Consider the following 15762-nt stretch of genomic DNA (forward strand, 5'->3'; position numbering starts at 1 on the left):
CTTAGATGCGACGACGCTTTGGAGGGCGGCAACCGTTGTGTGGAACTGGTGTCACGTCTTGAATTTGGGTAATTTTGATACCCAGGTTATTCAAAGCGCGAACTGCAGATTCGCGACCAGGACCAGGGCCCTTGATACGAACTTCCAGATTTTTTACACCACATTCAACTGCTACTTTACCGGCGGCTTCAGCTGCTACCTGCGCTGCAAATGGAGTCGACTTGCGGGAGCCTTTAAAGCCAGCACCACCAGATGTCGCCCATGACAACGCGTTACCTTGACGATCGGTAATCGTGATGATGGTGTTGTTAAAGGACGCGTGAATATGTGCGATACCTTCTGCAACGTTCTTTTTAACTTTTTTACGCACACGTGCAGCTGCGGCGTTATTGGGGGACTTTGCCATAATAATTTCCTTGAATCCGACTACAAATCAACGCGAAGTTAATTATTTCTTCAGCGATTGAGCGGCTTTACGCGGCCCCTTACGGGTACGGGCGTTGGTACGGGTACGTTGACCACGGCAAGGTAGACCCTTACGGTGACGCATACCACGGTAGCAACCCAGATCCATCAGACGCTTGATGTTCATCGACAGTTCGCGACGTAGATCACCTTCGACGATGAATTTTGCAATTTCATCGCGCAGCTTTTCTAATTCGCTATCGTCTAGATCTTTGACCTTTTTACTGGTCGAAATACCCGTCGCGTCGCAAATTTTCTGCGAACGTGGGCGGCCAACACCATAAATGGCGGTTAAGCCGATAACAGTGTGTTGATGGTTTGGGATATTTACCCCTGCAATACGTGCCATTCGTTATTCCTCGATCAATAACGTTAGTTAACCTTGACGCTGTTTATGGCGCGGTTCTATGCAAATGACGCGTAGAACGCCTTTGCGCTTAATGATCTTACAGTTGCGGCAAATCCGCTTAACTGATGCGAGCACTTTCATGGTAGCCCTCTTTCTTTCAGCTTAAGGTTCTAAATACTATTTATTTGGTACGGAAAACAATCCGTGCCCGGCTTAAATCATAAGGAGTCAATTCTACCGTCACCTTATCTCCTGGAAGGATACGAATATAATTCATTCGCATCTTGCCAGAAATATGACCGAGAACGATATGTCCGTTTTCCAACTTGACTCTAAATGTAGCATTGGGGAGATTCTCAAGAATCTCGCCTTGCATCTGGATAACGTCGTCTTTTGCCATTCGGTCTACTGGTTCCTCTGGGCGCTGCATCCAACTTAACGCGTAGGAATTCCGCCCTTAAAATTTGCTTTACGAAGCAGCGATTCATATTGCTGCGACATCACATAATTTTGTACTTGCGCCATGAAGTCCATGGTAACCACAACAATAATCAACAAAGATGTACCACCGAAATAAAATGGTACTTTCCAGCGCGCAATCAAGAACTCTGGTAACAAGCACACCAGTGTAATATAAACCGCACCTGCAAGCGTCAAGCGCATCAAGATCTTGTCAATATACCGTGCAGTCTGATCACCCGGACGAATCCCTGGAACAAATGCACCGCTCTTTTTCAGGTTATCTGCTGTTTCCTTGCTATTAAATACCAATGCGGTATAGAAAAAGCAAAAGAACACAATCGCAACTGCATACAATAACGCGTGAATCGGTTCGCCAGGAGCCAGTGACGCAGCCAGATCTTTCAGAAAACGTACTACCGGATTAGTAGTATCACCTGAAATGAACCAGCTGGTAATCGTTGCCGGAAACAAGATAATCGACGAAGCGAAGATAGGAGGAATTACTCCAGCCATATTTAGCTTCAGTGGCAAATGACTACTTTGACCACCATAAATCTTATTACCGACTTGCCGTTTGGCATAGTTCACCAGAATCTTGCGTTGACCACGTTCGATAAATACCACCACAAATGTGACCGCCGCAACAATAAGGCAAATCAAAATCGCTGATAGTGCTGCCATCGAACCAGTACGCACCAACTCAAACAAACCACCAACTGCATTCGGCAAACCAGCCGCTATACCCGCAAAGATAATGATCGAGATCCCGTTACCAAGACCACGCTCGGTAATTTGTTCGCCCAACCACATCAAAAACATCGTACCAGTCACCAGAGTAACTACCGTCGTGAAACGAAAAGCTAAACCTGGGTCAAGTACTAAGCCTGCTTGTGATTCAAGTGCTACTGCTATCCCTAAAGCCTGAAAAGTCGCTAATAGTAGCGTACCGTAACGTGTATATTGCGTGATCTTACGTCGCCCCGACTCGCCTTCCTTTTTCAAGGCCTCGAGTTGAGGTGACACGATCGACATCAGTTGCATAATGATCGATGCCGAAATATACGGCATGATACCTAATGCAAAGACAGTAAAGCGTGATAACGCACCACCGGAAAACATGTTAAACATACCCAGAATACCGCCCTGGTTCTGTTTAAACAACTGGGCTAACTGTGTCGGGTCAATGCCCGGCACAGGAATATGTGCGCCAATCCGGTAAACAACCAATGCTGCAAGCAAGAACCACAAACGGCCCCAAGGGAAACCGCTAGCAGCACTTTTCGCAAGTTGTGGAGTAGTCGCCAATTTTCGCTCCGAATCAGTAAGCCAAATTAAGCAACAGTGCCGCCAACTGCTTCAATCGCAGCTTTAGCGCCTTTAGTGGCGATCAAGCCTTTCAAGTTTACTTTTCTTGTCAGCTCGCCAGACAGGATAACCCGTACCACACGTGCCAGTTCACCGATAACACCGGCTTGCTTCAAGACCAAAATATCGATCTCAGTAACAGGCAATTGTTCCAGTTCCGACAAGCGAACTTCTGCTTTGAACGGTGTCGCCATTGATTTAAAACCGCGCTTAGGCAAGCGGCGTTGCAAAGGCATCTGACCGCCTTCAAAACCGACTTTATGGAAACCGCCTGAACGAGATTTTTGACCTTTATGACCACGACCGGCAGTTTTACCGATACCTGAGCCAATACCGCGACCTACGCGACGCTTGTAATGCTTTGCGCCATCTGCTGGTTGGATAGTATTCAATTCCATAATTTGCTCCGTTCGTAAGCCTAAGCTTACGAAACTACTTTCACAAGATAGGACACTTTATTGATCATGCCACGCACAGACGGTGTGTCTTGCAATTCGGAAACCGAATTAACACGACGTAAGCCCAAACCGCGCACTGTCGCACGATGTGTTTCACGCGTACCGATCAAACCTTTGATCAATTGTACTTTTAGAGTCTTTGTCATCTTGATCACCTTAGCTGATAATGTCTTCAACGGACTTACCGCGCTTAGCAGCAATTTCCGATGGAGTGTTCATTTTTGCCAGACCATTCAACGTAGCCCGAACCAAGTTGTAAGGATTAGTGGAACCGTTGGATTTAGCCACAACGTTAGTTACACCCATCACTTCAAAAATAGCGCGCATTGGACCACCAGCAATAACACCAGTACCTTCTTTAGCGGGAGCCATCAAAACAGATGAGGCGCCATGCTTACCGGTCAGGGTATGCTGCAAAGTACCGTTTTTCAGCGTTACTTTGATCATCTTGCGACGGGCTTCTTCCATAGCCTTTTGCACAGCAACTGGCACTTCTTTCGATTTGCCTTTGCCCATGCCAATACGGCCATCGCCATCACCAACAACAGCCAATGCTGCGAATCCCATGATACGACCACCCTTAACCACTTTGGTTACACGGTTGACCGCAATCATTTTTTCGCGCATGCCATCATCCGGCTTGTCGCTTTGCATTTTCGATTGCATTTTTGCCATGACGATTTTCCCTTAGAACTTCAGACCAGCTTCACGTGCGGCATCTGCCAACACTTTGACGCGGCCATGGTAACGGAAACCGGAGCGATCAAACGCAACTTCGGTAACTCCGGCTTTCAATGCCTTCTCAGCGACACGCTTACCAACCAGCGATGCAGCAGAAGTGTTTCCGCCCTTGCCAGATTGGCCTGCCAACTCTTGGCGAACTTCGGCTTCCAGTGTCGAGGCCGAAGCCAACACTTTTGCGTCAGGGCCAATGATGCTGGCGTAGATGTGCAAGTTAGTACGATGCACTGCTAGGCGAGTCACCTTTAACTCTGCGATCTTGGCACGCGTTTGGCGTGAGCGGCGCAGACGTGATTGTTTCTTATCCATCGTCAACCCCTATTACTTCTTCTTGGTTTCTTTAAGGATTACCACTTCGTCCGAGTAACGAACGCCCTTGCCTTTATAAGGCTCAGGTTTGCGGTAAGCACGAACTTCAGCAGCAACCTGACCAACACGTTGCTTATCGATACCCTTGATGAGGATCTCGGTTTGCGTCGGAGTTTCACACTTTACGCCTTCTGGCATTTGGTGAGCAACAGGATGCGAAAAACCGAGCGACAAATTCAACTTATCGCCTTGCGCTTGCGCACGAAAACCAACACCTACCAAGTTCAGCTTCTTTTCGAAACCCTTAGTAACGCCGGTAACCATATTGTTGACCAGAGCACGTAGTGTTCCGGACATCGCATTGGCTTCGCGACTGTCATTCGCAGCTGCGAAATTAAGCGTACCGTTGTTGTTTTCGATAGTCACCAGACCTGTTAAGGACTGGGACAAAGTGCCCAACGGGCCTTTTACTACGATCTGCTCTGCAGAGATGGTCGCTTCCGCGCCAGCTGGCAGTGCAATCGGCATTTTACCTACACGTGACATGTTGGGCTCCTTAGGCGACGTAGCAAATAACTTCGCCACCGACACCGGTTGCGCGCGCTTTGCGGTCCGTCATGACACCTTGTGGTGTCGAAATAATTGCAACACCCAAGCCGTTCATCACATTTGGAATGTCATCTTTGCCCTTGTAGACGCGCAACCCTGGACGGGATACGCGCTCAATGCGCTCGATAACTGGACGGCCAGCGTAATACTTTAAACCGATTTTCAGTTCTGCTTTGCCACCTGCTTCGGCAACAGCAAAATCTTCGATGTAACCCTCGTCCTTAAGGACGTTAGCAATCGCAACTTTGACCTTCGACGATGGCATTGCCACGGCGGTCTTTTGTACTACTTGCGCATTGCGGATACGGGTCAGCATATCGGCGATAGGATCGCTCATACTCATTGCATATTCTCCTATTACCAGCTAGCTTTAGTCATGCCCGGAATCTCACCACGCATGGCGATTTCACGGAGCTTAATACGGCCCAGACCGAACTTGCGGAAAGTGCCACGTGGACGACCAGTCAAGGCGCAACGATTACGTTGACGAGTCGGATTCGAGTTACGTGGCAGCGCTTGCAATTTCAAGCGAGCTTCGTAGCGCTCTTCTTCCGACTTCGATTGGTCATCAATGATTGCCTTTAACTCGGCACGCTTACCAGCAAATTTCTTTACCAGGTCAGCACGCTTTTGTTCACGGTTAATCAGTGCCAGTTTTGCCATGGCAACCTCAGTTTCTGAACGGAAATTTAAATGCGGCGAGAAGCGATTTTGCTTCATCGTCGGTCTTAGCAGTCGTCGTAATACTAATATTCAGACCACGCAATACGTCAATCTTGTCGTATTCAATTTCGGGGAAAATGATCTGCTCTTTCACACCGATATTGTAGTTTCCACGACCGTCAAATGCACGACCGGACACACCACGGAAGTCACGAACGCGCGGTAGCGCGACAGTGACCAGGCGATCCAAAAACTCGTACATATGAGCGCCACGAAGCGTAACCATGCAACCAATTGGGTAGCCTTCACGGATTTTAAAACCCGCAATCGCTTTACGCGCCTTGGTCACAACTGGCTTTTGACCTGCAATCTTGGTCAAATCGCCAACAGCGTGCTCAATGATTTTCTTATCCGCAATGGCTTCAGATAAACCCATGTTCAGGGTGATCTTTAGAATACGCGGAACTTCCATTGCCGATTTGTAAGCGTATTTCGCTACCAGATCAGCAACGATCTTATTTTTATAGAACTCTTGGAGACGGGCCATGATCTCTTAAACCTTAACAACTTCGCCGCTGGACTTGAAGACGCGAACTTTTTTACCGTCCACGTCTTTAAAACCAACGCGATCTGCCTTGCCAGTTGCTGCGTTGAACAACGCAACATTTGACACATGAATTGGCATCAGCTTATCAACGATGCCACCAGTTTCACCCGTCATCGGATTTGGCTTAGTCGCTTTTTTAGCGATGTTAATACCATCAACGATAACGAAGTTAGCATCAACGCGTTGCTTTACAACTCCGCGCTTGCCCTTGTCTTTACCAGTCAGGACGATTATCTCGTCACTTTTCCGAATCTTATCCATCTCGACTCCTTACAGCACTTCAGGCGCGAGTGAAACAATCTTCATGAAGCGCTCTGTGCGCAATTCACGAGTGACTGGTCCAAAAATACGCGTACCAATTGGCTCCAGCTTTGCGTTCAGCAACACAGCTGCGTTACCATCGAACTTGACCAACGAACCATCGGGGCGGCGCACACCTTTAGCAGTGCGAACAACCACGGCGTTGTAGATCTCGCCCTTTTTAACACGACCACGCGGCGCAGCAACTTTGACAGTTACCTTGATAACATCGCCGATGCTAGCGTAACGACGCTTGGAACCACCCAGAACCTTGATGCACATAACTTCGCGCGCACCAGTGTTGTCGGCTACTTCGAGCCGGCTTTCCGTTTGAATCATAATATTTTCTTTCCCAACTTAACTCGCGGCCGCACTATGCGGATTTACGGTCAGTCTTGGTCCTGTCAGAAACATCCTGATGGATGTACTGCTTAGGTGGACGACTTCCAAAACTTCTTGCTAATTCTAACTTTCAACTGCAGAGTATTTATTTCGCTCTCATCGGGAACCAACAAGAGCGAAGCCAAGCATTATTACATCAAAATGCTTGGCTCGCAACAAATACTTATAAAACTTGTCCAACCTGTACAACACGCGTCACACTCCAGGCTTTAGTCTTGGAGATAGGGCGGCCTTCCTGGATCTCAACTACGTCGCCTTCCTTGGCCTGATTGGCTTCGTCATGCGCGTGGTACTTGTTAGTACGTACGATGATTTTGCCATACAGAGGATGCTTTACGTGGCGTTCGATTAGGACGGTAACTGTCTTATCCATTTTATCGGATACGACCTTACCAACCAGCGTGCGCTTCAGCGGTTGTTTCACTTGATCGTTCATTACTGGGCGCCCTTCAGATTGATGACGGTCTTTACCCGTGCGATATCGCGACGAACTTTCTTCAATTGCGACGTATTGTTCAATTGCTGAGTACCGATTTGCATACGAAGGCTAAACTGCGCCTTCAGCAACTCTTTCAGCTCTTTCGCCAATGCCGCTTGATCTTTGTCGCGGAGTTCAGATGCTTTCATGATTCACTCCAATTATTGGCCGATTTGACGCACGACGAACGTGGTCAATAGCGGCAATTTAGCTGCAGCCAAACGGAATGCCTCACGCGCGAGTGTTTCATCGACGCCATCCATCTCGTAAAGCATTTTACCTGGCTGAATTTCAGCCACGTAGTACTCAGGATTTCCCTTACCGTTACCCATTCGGACTTCGGCAGGTTTTTGGGAAATTGGCTTGTCTGGGAAAATACGAATCCAGATCCGACCACCCCGTTTGATATGACGTGTCATTGCGCGACGTGCAGCTTCGATCTGACGTGCCGTAATACGACCACGGCCAACCGCTTTCAGACCAAACTCACCGAACGACACAGCAGTGCCGCGCGAATGAGAAATGCCTTTGTTGCGGCCTTTTTGCTCTTTACGAAATTTTCTGCGTGCTGGTTGCAGCATGATTATTCTCCTGCTTTCTCAGCCGGTGCAACAACAGCACCTTCAGCAGCGCCATCCGGCTTTTTGGCACGGGCTGGGCGCGCAACTGCTGCACCTGGTCCTGCTGCCGTTGTAGTTTTAGGGCGTGGACGGCTAGACGGCTTACCATCGTCACGACGTGGACCACGACGCTTTTTGTCATCGTCATTAGGGATGTCGACTACCGGTGTTTCACCGTTAGGCAAACGATCGCCTTTGTAAACCCAGACTTTGATACCGATAATGCCGTACGTAGTTTCAGCTTCGCCGAAACCGTAGTCAATGTCAGCGCGCAGAGTGTGCAGTGGCACACGGCCTTCGCGATACCATTCAGTACGAGCAATTTCGATACCATTCAGACGACCGGCTGACATGATTTTGATCCCTTGCGCGCCCAAACGCATTGCATTCTGCATTGCGCGTTTCATCGCACGGCGGAACATAATACGCTTTTCGAGCTGCTGAGCAATCGAATCAGCAATCAATTGTGCATCAGTTTCAGGCTTACGAATTTCTTCGATATTAACGTGAACCGGTACACCCATCAATTTAGTCAACGCTGACTTCAATACTTCGATGTCCTCGCCTTTTTTACCGATAACAACACCAGGACGTGAGCTGTAAATTGTAATACGGGCGTTCTTTGCAGGACGCTCAATAACAACACGGCCAACGGAGGCGTTCTTCAGTTTTTTCTTGAGGTAAGCGCGAACTTTCAGATCTTCATTTAGCATAGTGGCAAAATTACTATTGCCAGCATACCAACGTGAGCTCCAGTTACGCGTTACTGCAAGTCGAAAACCGGTTGGATGAATCTTCTGTCCCATCGTGACTCCTTAGTTTCCGACAGTCACGTAAATGTGACAGGATTGCTTCGAGATACGATCACCACGGCCCTTTGCACGCGCTGTGAAGCGCTTAAGGACCGAACCTTTTTCGACATAGATCGTCGTGATTTTCAGTTCGTCGATATCAGCACCATCATTGTGCTCGGCGTTCGCAATTGCGGACTCCAGAACACGCTTAATGATAGCTGCACCCTTCTTCGGACTAAACGTCAGAATATGAAGAGCTTGATCAACTTTTTTGCCGCGAATCAGATCGGCGACCAGACGGCCCTTTTGGGCCGACAGACGCACACCGCGGAGGGTAGCTTTAGTTTCCATCATCGGACCTTATCTCTTAGCCTTTTTATCGGCGGCATGACCCTTGAACGTACGAGTCAAAGCGAATTCGCCGAGTTTGTGACCGACCATATTTTCGGAAACATAAACCGGGACGTGTTGTTTGCCGTTATGCACAGCAATCGTCAAACCGATAAAGTCCGGCATGATGGTTGACCGACGCGACCAAGTCTTAATTGGCTTTTTGTCTTTGATTGCCTGAGCAGCCTCGACCTTTTTCACCAGGTGGGCGTCGCAGAACGGCCCTTTTTTCAATGAACGTGTCATGTGTTACCCCTTATTTCTTGCCACGGCGCGAGACAATCATTGAAGTAGTACGCTTGTTACGGCGTGTCTTCTTCCCTTTTGTCTGTTGACCCCATGGCGAAACTGGATGACGACCAGCTGCGGTTTTACCTTCACCACCACCGTGAGGATGATCGACCGGATTCATAACCACACCGCGAACGGTAGGACGAACACCACGCCAACGCATCGCACCCGCTTTACCAATCTTGCGCAGACTATGTTCCGCATTGCCGACTTCGCCGACCGTTGCACGACATTCGACGTGCACACGACGGACTTCGCCGGAACGCAGGCGAACCTGAGCGTAGATTCCTTCGCGAGCCATCAACACAACGCCAGCACCAGCAGTACGCGCCATTTGAGCGCCTTTACCTGGAAGCATTTCGACGCAATGCATGATGGTACCAACCGGAATATTGCGGATTGGAAGGCAGTTACCAGACTTAATCGTCGCTTGCGAACCATTCATCACTTGATCGCCTACTGCCATGCCTTTAGTTGCAATGATGTAATGACGCTCACCATCTGCATAGCATAACAAAGCGATATTCGCTGTGCGGTTTGGATCGTATTCGATACGCTCCACTTTCGCTGGAATACCATCTTTGTTACGTTTAAAGTCAATAACGCGATAGTGTTGCTTATGACCACCACCGATATGACGAGTAGTGATGTGACCGTTGTTGTTACGACCCGCAGTTTTCGATTTCTTTTCGATCAGGGCGGCAAATGGACGGCCTTTGTACAGGTCGGGATTAACGACCTTAACCATTCCACGGCGACCCGGCGAGGTCGGTTTAACTTTAACGAGTGCCATTATTTAGCCTCCTCGGTGAAGTTGATCTCTTGACCCGGCTTCAAACATACAAATGCGCGACGAGTATGATTACGTCGGCCGTTGGATTTACCGGAGCGCTTTTGCTTACCAATGCGGTTGGCGACTTGCACCGACTCAACCTGCACTTTGAAGAGCAATTCGACAGCAGCCTTAACTTCCAATTTGGTAGCGTCTGGTGCGATACGGAAAACGACTTGCTCGTTTTTTTCCGCAACAAACGTTGCCTTCTCGGAAATAACTGGCGCTAACAGCACTTTCATCAAGCGCTCTTCGCTATGTTTTAATGCGTTCATGCCAGCATCTCCTCAATCTTGGCCAATGCCAACTTGGTGATCAAGATCTTCTTGTAGAACACCAGAGAAACTGGATCAGCATGACGTGGCTCACATACCAGTACGCCTGGCAGGTTACGCGCCGCTAATAACAGGTTTTCTTCCAGGTTGTCAGTAATGATCAACACGGAATCCAGACCCATATCTTTTAGCTTTTGTGACAACAGCTTAGTCTTTGGTGCTTCTACTGAGAAATTCTCGACAACCGACAAACGACCTTCGCGTGCTAACTGAGACAGAATCGAGCAGATACCTGCGCGATACATCTTCTTGTTAACTTTATGCGTGAAATTTTCGTCAGGCGAGTTCGGGAAAATACGACCACCGCCACGCCACAAAGGTGATGACGACATACCAGCACGAGCGCGGCCCGTACCTTTTTGACGCCAAGGCTTTTTGGTTGTGTGATGAACTTCTTCACGATCTTTTTGCTTACGGTTACCGCTGCGAGCGTTAGCCTGATAAGCGACGACGACTTGGTGAATTAGCGCCTCATTGTAGTCACGACCGAATATAGTATCCGGAGCGGCAACATTTGAAGCAGCTTGTCCTTGGTCATTCAGGAGCTTGAGTTCCATGAATTAGGCTCCCTTCTTTGCTTTGACTTTAACAGCAGGCATCACGACAACTTGACCGTTCTTTGCACCTGGAACTGCGCCCTTAACCATCAGTAGCTGGCGCTCAGCGTCAACACGTGCGATTTCAAGGTTTTGCGTAGTTACAGTAACGTCACCCATGTGACCGGTCATACGCTTACCAGGGAAAACGCGACCTGGATCCTGCGCCATACCGATGGAACCTGGAACATTGTGTGAACGGGAGTTACCGTGGGTAGCACGACCGGATGAGAAGTTGTAACGCTTGATAACACCAGCGTAACCCTTACCGATTGAAGTACCCTGCACATCGACCTTTTGACCAGCTTCGAACAAACTAGCAGCGATAACGTCGCCGGCAGTCAATTCAGATGCTTTAGCAGAATCGATACGGAATTCTCTTAGGATGGTACCAGCTTCTACGCCAGCTTTGGCATAGTGACCGGCTGCAGCTTTATTCACGCGTGAAGCGCGACGCTGACCGAATGCTACTTGAACAGCGGTATAACCGTCTGTTTCAGGCGTTTTGATTTGAGTCACACGGTTGTTCGATACGTCTACAACGGTAACAGGAATTGATTCCCCATCATCCGTAAAGATGCGCATCATACCAACCTTGCGACCAACAAGGCCTAGGCTCATTGTTTTCTCCATTCCCGCCTACGATTGGGCGGGGCTGATGTTGTACTACTAAATACGTGTGATTGTGGAATCCACGACCACACCGAAGCCGACTAGTATATCCGGGATAAATTTAATTTGCAACACCAAGTTGATCATGGTATGTGCAGAATATATCCCGTTAAATCTTTTTTACAACAGTTGCAACGCAACTGTTGTAAATCAGAAATTACTGCAGTTTGATTTCTACATCAACGCCAGCTGGCAAGTCCAGTTTCATCAATGCATCAACAGTTTTGTCTGTAGGATCAACGATGTCCATCAAACGTTGGTGCGTACGGATTTCGAATTGATCGCGTGAAGTCTTATTAACGTGCGGCGAACGCAAAACGTCAAAACGCTGAATACGTGTTGGCAAAGGTACCGGACCCTTAACGACTGCACCAGTGCGCTTTGCTGTATCGACGATTTCTTGTGCCGACTGATCGATCAAACGATAGTCAAATGCTTTCAGACGAATCCGGATTTTTTGATTTGGAGCAGACATGATTTTCCTTTAAAGAACGACCCTTGAATGAATAGCCATCCAAGGTATATTTAACAACCTGTCCGGCCTAAAGCGCTCCGAACAGGTACACCAACTTATTGTGGATCTGGCAGGATCTTGGCAACAACACCCGCGCCAACTGTACGACCACCTTCACGAATAGCGAAGCGCAAGCCTTCTTCCATCGCGATTGGGTTGATCAACATCACAGTGATCGACACGTTATCGCCCGGCATGACCATTTCTTTGCCTTCTGGCAAAGCGATCGAACCAGTGACGTCCGTGGTACGGAAATAGAACTGTGGACGATAGTTGTTGAAGAACGGTGTATGACGGCCGCCTTCATCTTTCGACAACACATAGATCTCGCCAGTGAAATGCTTGTGTGGCTTGATCGAACCTGGCTTGGCCAAGACTTGACCACGCTCAACGTCTTCACGCTTGGTACCGCGCAACAACACACCGACGTTATCGCCAGCTTGACCTTGGTCTAGCAACTTACGGAACATTTCAACACCAGTACAGGTCGTTTTTTGTGTGTCGCGGATGCCGATGATTTCCAGCTCTTCGCCAACTTTCACAATACCACGCTCAATACGACCAGTCACAACAGTACCGCGACCGGAGATCGAGAATACGTCTTCCACTGGCAGCAAGAAAGCACCGTCAACTGCGCGCTCCGGGGTTGGAATGTAGCTATCCAACGCATCGGCCAGTTTCATGATCGCTTCTTCGCCCAACGGACCTGTGTCGCCTTCCAGCGCCAGCTTCGCTGAACCCTGGATGATTGGCAGATCGTCGCCTGGGAAATCGTACTTGCTCAATAACTCACGCACTTCCATTTCAACCAGCTCGAGCAACTCAGCGTCGTCAACCATGTCTACTTTATTCAGAAACACAATGACGTATGGCACACCAACTTGACGCGCCAACAGGATGTGCTCACGCGTTTGCGGCATTGGACCATCAGCAGCAGAACAAACCAGAATCGCACCGTCCATCTGAGCAGCACCAGTAATCATGTTTTTAACATAATCAGCATGGCCTGGGCAGTCAACGTGCGCGTAATGGCGATTCGCTGTTTCGTATTCTACGTGCGAAGTATTAATAGTAATACCGCGTGCACGCTCTTCCGGGGCAGAGTCAATCGTGCTGAAATCGCGCATGTCGCCGCCGAATTTCTTGGTCAGCACTTTAGAAATCGCCGCAGTCAGTGTAGTTTTACCATGATCAACGTGGCCAATCGTACCGACGTTAACGTGCGGCTTGGTCCGTTCGAATTTACTTTTTGCCATTTTATTCTTCCTTCAAAAGAGCGATTATTCAATGAAATACTGAAATTTTTCAGGCAAATGCCTACCCCTTCCGAGGCGGGCAAAATGCCGTGTCTTACTTATTAATTACTTAGTCTTCGATGTCACGATTGCGTCGATGATGTTCTTCGGCGCTTCGGAGTAATGCTTGAATTCCATCGAATAAGTTGCACGGCCTTGAGTGGCCGAACGCAACGAAGTCGAGTAACCAAACATTTCTGACAATGGTACTTCGGCTTTGATAATTTTGCCGCCACCGCCAGCAATCTCATCCATACCTTGCACCATACCGCGACGTGAAGACAAATCGCCCATTACTGTACCGGCGTAGTCCTCTGGCGTCTCAACTTCAACGGCCATCATTGGCTCCAGAATGACCGGGCTAGCTTTACGGCAGCCGTCTTTGAATGCCATTGAAGCGGCCATGCGGAAGGCGTTTTCGTTGGAGTCAACGTCATGGTACGAACCGAAGAACAGTGTGACTTTAACGTCAACAACTGGATAGCCGGCCAATACACCTGAAGTCAATGTTTCACGAACACCCTTTTCAACTGCAGGAATGTATTCGCGCGGAACAGTACCGCCTTTAATAGCGTCGACGAACTCAAAGCCCTTACCTGGCGCTTGTGGCTCGATCTTCAGAACCACGTGACCATATTGACCACGACCACCAGATTGCTTAACGAACTTGCCTTCAATTTCTTCGCAAGTCTTGCGGATCGTTTCACGATACGCAACTTGTGGCTTACCAACGGTCGCTTCGACGTTAAATTCACGACGCATACGATCGACAATAATATCCAGATGCAACTCGCCCATACCGGCGATGATGGTTTGACCCGATTCTTCGTCGGTACGTACGCGGAACGATGGATCTTCAGCGGCCAGGCGATTCAGAGCCAGACCCATTTTTTCCTGATCTTGCTTAGTCTTTGGCTCAACTGCTTGCGAAATAACTGGCTCAGGGAAGATCATGCGCTCGAGCACAACAATTGCTTTGTCGTCGCACAATGTATCGCCGGTAGTTGTATCTTTCAGACCAACGACCGCTGCGATATCACCCGCCAACATTTCTTTAATTTCTTCGCGTTGATTTGCGTGCATCTGAACGATTCGGCCGATACGTTCTTTTTTCTCTTTAACAGAGTTATAAACTGTGTCGCCCGAATTCAAAGTGCCTGAATAGCAACGGATAAAGCACAATTGGCCAACAAACGGATCTGTTGCAATTTTGAATGCCAATGCTGAGAATTTCTCAGTATCTTCTGCTTTACGCACTACTGGCTCATTGTCCTCATCCATACCTGGAACAGGTGGAATATCGACTGGCGATGGCAAGTATTCAATCACGCCATCCAACATTGCCTGCACACCCTTGTTTTTAAAGGCTGTACCGCACATCATTGGAACGATTTCACTAGCGATAGTACGCTGGCGAATCGCCGCTTTGATTTCTTCTTCTGTCAAATCACCTTCGTCGAGGTACTTGTTCATCAGTTCTTCTGATGCTTCAGCAGCCGCTTCGACCATGTTCTCACGCCATTTTTTGGCTTCGGCCATCAGATTTTCAGGGATATCACGGTAGTCAAACTTCATACCCTGAGTTGAATCATCCCAGTAAATCGCTTGCATTTTTACCAGATCGATGACGCCTTCAAAATTTTCCTCGGCACCGATAGGTACTTGCATAGGAATTGGGTTCGCTTTCAAACGCGCACGCATTTGTTCGTAAACTTTGAAGAAGTTAGCACCAGTACGATCCATTTTATTGACAAATGCCAAACGTGGGACTTTGTACTTGTTAGCTTGACGCCATACTGTTTCAGATTGCGGCTGAACGCCACCAACTGCGCAGTACACCATACAAGCGCCATCCAATACGCGCATCGAACGCTCAACTTCAATTGTGAAGTCAACGTGACCCGGAGTATCAATGATGTTGATGTGGTGCGGAGGGAAGTTACCCGCCATACCTTTCCAGAAACAGGTGGTAGCAGCGGAAGTAATAGTGATACCGCGCTCTTGCTCTTGTTCCATCCAGTCCATGGTGGCCGCGCCATCATGCACTTCACCAATTTTGTGGTTCACACCGGTGTAGAACAACACACGTTCAGTGGTTGTTGTCTTACCAGCATCAATGTGAGCGGAAATACCGATGTTGCGATAGCGCTCAATGGGGGTCTTGCGAGCCATGATTTATTCCTAAGTCTTTTAATGCACGAAACCGAGCGCTATT

The 15762-nt window shown here is 48.5% G+C and carries 28 protein-coding genes; all 28 read right to left on the reverse strand.

Annotated elements, in window-relative coordinates; all coding sequences use genetic code 11:
• Position 1: 1 nt before the first annotated feature.
• The 28 genes from rpsK to fusA all read right to left on the reverse strand — a co-directional run bounded on the left by rpsK (position 2) and on the right by fusA (position 15719).
• Positions 2 to 406: a 30S ribosomal protein S11 gene (gene rpsK, locus RGU75_RS05925; RefSeq protein ID WP_014004417.1), complete on the reverse strand. Its 405-nt coding sequence runs from the start codon at positions 404 to 406 to the stop codon at positions 2 to 4.
• A 42-nt stretch (positions 407 to 448) separates the two neighbouring features.
• Positions 449 to 814 (reverse strand): 30S ribosomal protein S13, encoded by a 366-nt coding sequence (gene rpsM / locus RGU75_RS05930; protein ID WP_108441471.1) that lies wholly within the window; start codon positions 812 to 814, stop codon positions 449 to 451.
• Positions 815 to 841: 27 nt separating this feature from the next.
• Positions 842 to 955 carry a 50S ribosomal protein L36 gene (gene rpmJ, locus RGU75_RS05935; RefSeq protein ID WP_168054150.1) on the reverse strand — a complete coding sequence of 38 codons (114 nt, stop codon included), beginning with the start codon at positions 953 to 955 and terminating at the stop codon, positions 842 to 844.
• Positions 956 to 995: 40 nt separating this feature from the next.
• Positions 996 to 1214, reverse strand: coding sequence for a translation initiation factor IF-1 (infA, locus tag RGU75_RS05940; RefSeq protein WP_014004414.1), 219 nt, complete (start codon positions 1212 to 1214; stop codon positions 996 to 998).
• A 35-nt stretch (positions 1215 to 1249) separates the two neighbouring features.
• A complete protein-coding gene (gene secY, locus RGU75_RS05945; protein ID WP_108441473.1) occupies positions 1250 to 2581 on the reverse strand; it encodes a preprotein translocase subunit SecY in 1332 nt (443 codons plus the stop codon).
• Between the two features lie 26 nt (positions 2582 to 2607).
• Positions 2608 to 3039 (reverse strand): 50S ribosomal protein L15, encoded by a 432-nt coding sequence (gene rplO, locus RGU75_RS05950; protein WP_168054152.1) that lies wholly within the window; start codon positions 3037 to 3039, stop codon positions 2608 to 2610.
• A 26-nt stretch (positions 3040 to 3065) separates the two neighbouring features.
• Positions 3066 to 3245, reverse strand: coding sequence for a 50S ribosomal protein L30 (rpmD, locus tag RGU75_RS05955; protein ID WP_205322882.1), 180 nt, complete (start codon positions 3243 to 3245; stop codon positions 3066 to 3068).
• 10 nt (positions 3246 to 3255) lie between these two features.
• The gene (gene rpsE / locus RGU75_RS05960; protein ID WP_322233924.1) at positions 3256 to 3774 is read right to left on the reverse strand and encodes a 30S ribosomal protein S5; all 519 of its coding nucleotides are present in this window, start codon (positions 3772 to 3774) and stop codon (positions 3256 to 3258) included.
• A 12-nt stretch (positions 3775 to 3786) separates the two neighbouring features.
• Complete coding sequence (gene rplR / locus RGU75_RS05965) at positions 3787 to 4149, reverse strand: 50S ribosomal protein L18 (protein WP_108441477.1); 363 nt, start codon at positions 4147 to 4149, stop codon at positions 3787 to 3789.
• A gap of 12 nt (positions 4150 to 4161) precedes the next feature.
• Positions 4162 to 4695 (reverse strand): 50S ribosomal protein L6, encoded by a 534-nt coding sequence (gene rplF, locus RGU75_RS05970; RefSeq protein ID WP_205322881.1) that lies wholly within the window; start codon positions 4693 to 4695, stop codon positions 4162 to 4164.
• Positions 4696 to 4705: 10 nt separating this feature from the next.
• Entirely contained in the window at positions 4706 to 5101 is a 396-nt protein-coding gene (gene rpsH / locus RGU75_RS05975; protein WP_205322880.1) for a 30S ribosomal protein S8, read from the reverse strand.
• Positions 5102 to 5115: 14 nt separating this feature from the next.
• Positions 5116 to 5421 carry a 30S ribosomal protein S14 gene (gene rpsN / locus RGU75_RS05980; RefSeq protein WP_108441480.1) on the reverse strand — a complete coding sequence of 102 codons (306 nt, stop codon included), beginning with the start codon at positions 5419 to 5421 and terminating at the stop codon, positions 5116 to 5118.
• A 7-nt stretch (positions 5422 to 5428) separates the two neighbouring features.
• Complete coding sequence (gene rplE, locus RGU75_RS05985; protein WP_205322879.1) at positions 5429 to 5968, reverse strand: 50S ribosomal protein L5; 540 nt, start codon at positions 5966 to 5968, stop codon at positions 5429 to 5431.
• A 6-nt stretch (positions 5969 to 5974) separates the two neighbouring features.
• Positions 5975 to 6289, reverse strand: coding sequence for a 50S ribosomal protein L24 (rplX, locus tag RGU75_RS05990; RefSeq protein WP_205322878.1), 315 nt, complete (start codon positions 6287 to 6289; stop codon positions 5975 to 5977).
• 9 nt (positions 6290 to 6298) lie between these two features.
• Entirely contained in the window at positions 6299 to 6667 is a 369-nt protein-coding gene (gene rplN, locus RGU75_RS05995; RefSeq protein WP_108441483.1) for a 50S ribosomal protein L14, read from the reverse strand.
• Between the two features lie 226 nt (positions 6668 to 6893).
• Positions 6894 to 7166: a 30S ribosomal protein S17 gene (gene rpsQ / locus RGU75_RS06000; protein WP_168054164.1), complete on the reverse strand. Its 273-nt coding sequence runs from the start codon at positions 7164 to 7166 to the stop codon at positions 6894 to 6896.
• Complete coding sequence (rpmC, locus tag RGU75_RS06005) at positions 7166 to 7357, reverse strand: 50S ribosomal protein L29 (protein WP_205322877.1); 192 nt, start codon at positions 7355 to 7357, stop codon at positions 7166 to 7168. Before rpmC ends, rpsQ begins: the two co-directional genes overlap by 1 nt.
• A gap of 12 nt (positions 7358 to 7369) precedes the next feature.
• Complete coding sequence (gene rplP / locus RGU75_RS06010) at positions 7370 to 7789, reverse strand: 50S ribosomal protein L16 (protein ID WP_168054168.1); 420 nt, start codon at positions 7787 to 7789, stop codon at positions 7370 to 7372.
• A 2-nt stretch (positions 7790 to 7791) separates the two neighbouring features.
• Positions 7792 to 8634, reverse strand: a complete 843-nt coding sequence (gene rpsC, locus RGU75_RS06015) for a 30S ribosomal protein S3 (protein WP_322233932.1) — start codon at positions 8632 to 8634, stop codon at positions 7792 to 7794.
• 9 nt (positions 8635 to 8643) lie between these two features.
• Positions 8644 to 8976: a 50S ribosomal protein L22 gene (gene rplV, locus RGU75_RS06020; RefSeq protein WP_184013448.1), complete on the reverse strand. Its 333-nt coding sequence runs from the start codon at positions 8974 to 8976 to the stop codon at positions 8644 to 8646.
• A 6-nt stretch (positions 8977 to 8982) separates the two neighbouring features.
• Complete coding sequence (gene rpsS, locus RGU75_RS06025) at positions 8983 to 9258, reverse strand: 30S ribosomal protein S19 (protein WP_108441488.1); 276 nt, start codon at positions 9256 to 9258, stop codon at positions 8983 to 8985.
• Positions 9259 to 9268: 10 nt separating this feature from the next.
• The gene (rplB, locus tag RGU75_RS06030; protein WP_322233934.1) at positions 9269 to 10096 is read right to left on the reverse strand and encodes a 50S ribosomal protein L2; all 828 of its coding nucleotides are present in this window, start codon (positions 10094 to 10096) and stop codon (positions 9269 to 9271) included.
• A complete protein-coding gene (rplW, locus tag RGU75_RS06035) occupies positions 10096 to 10410 on the reverse strand; it encodes a 50S ribosomal protein L23 (RefSeq protein ID WP_168054172.1) in 315 nt (104 codons plus the stop codon). Before rplW ends, rplB begins: the two co-directional genes overlap by 1 nt.
• On the reverse strand, positions 10407 to 11027 hold the full coding sequence (gene rplD / locus RGU75_RS06040; protein WP_168054174.1) for a 50S ribosomal protein L4: 621 nt from the start codon (positions 11025 to 11027) through the stop codon (positions 10407 to 10409). Before rplD ends, rplW begins: the two co-directional genes overlap by 4 nt.
• Before the next feature lie 3 nt (positions 11028 to 11030).
• Positions 11031 to 11699 carry a 50S ribosomal protein L3 gene (rplC, locus tag RGU75_RS06045; RefSeq protein WP_240162494.1) on the reverse strand — a complete coding sequence of 223 codons (669 nt, stop codon included), beginning with the start codon at positions 11697 to 11699 and terminating at the stop codon, positions 11031 to 11033.
• 196 nt (positions 11700 to 11895) lie between these two features.
• Positions 11896 to 12213, reverse strand: a complete 318-nt coding sequence (gene rpsJ / locus RGU75_RS06050; protein WP_108441493.1) for a 30S ribosomal protein S10 — start codon at positions 12211 to 12213, stop codon at positions 11896 to 11898.
• A 95-nt stretch (positions 12214 to 12308) separates the two neighbouring features.
• Positions 12309 to 13508, reverse strand: a complete 1200-nt coding sequence (gene tuf / locus RGU75_RS06055; RefSeq protein WP_205322864.1) for an elongation factor Tu — start codon at positions 13506 to 13508, stop codon at positions 12309 to 12311.
• A 105-nt stretch (positions 13509 to 13613) separates the two neighbouring features.
• A complete protein-coding gene (gene fusA, locus RGU75_RS06060; protein WP_322233939.1) occupies positions 13614 to 15719 on the reverse strand; it encodes an elongation factor G in 2106 nt (701 codons plus the stop codon).
• Between the last annotated feature and the right edge of the window lie 43 nt (positions 15720 to 15762).

Source organism: Glaciimonas sp. CA11.2, from assembly GCF_034314045.1.
GTDB lineage: Bacteria > Pseudomonadota > Gammaproteobacteria > Burkholderiales > Burkholderiaceae_D > Glaciimonas.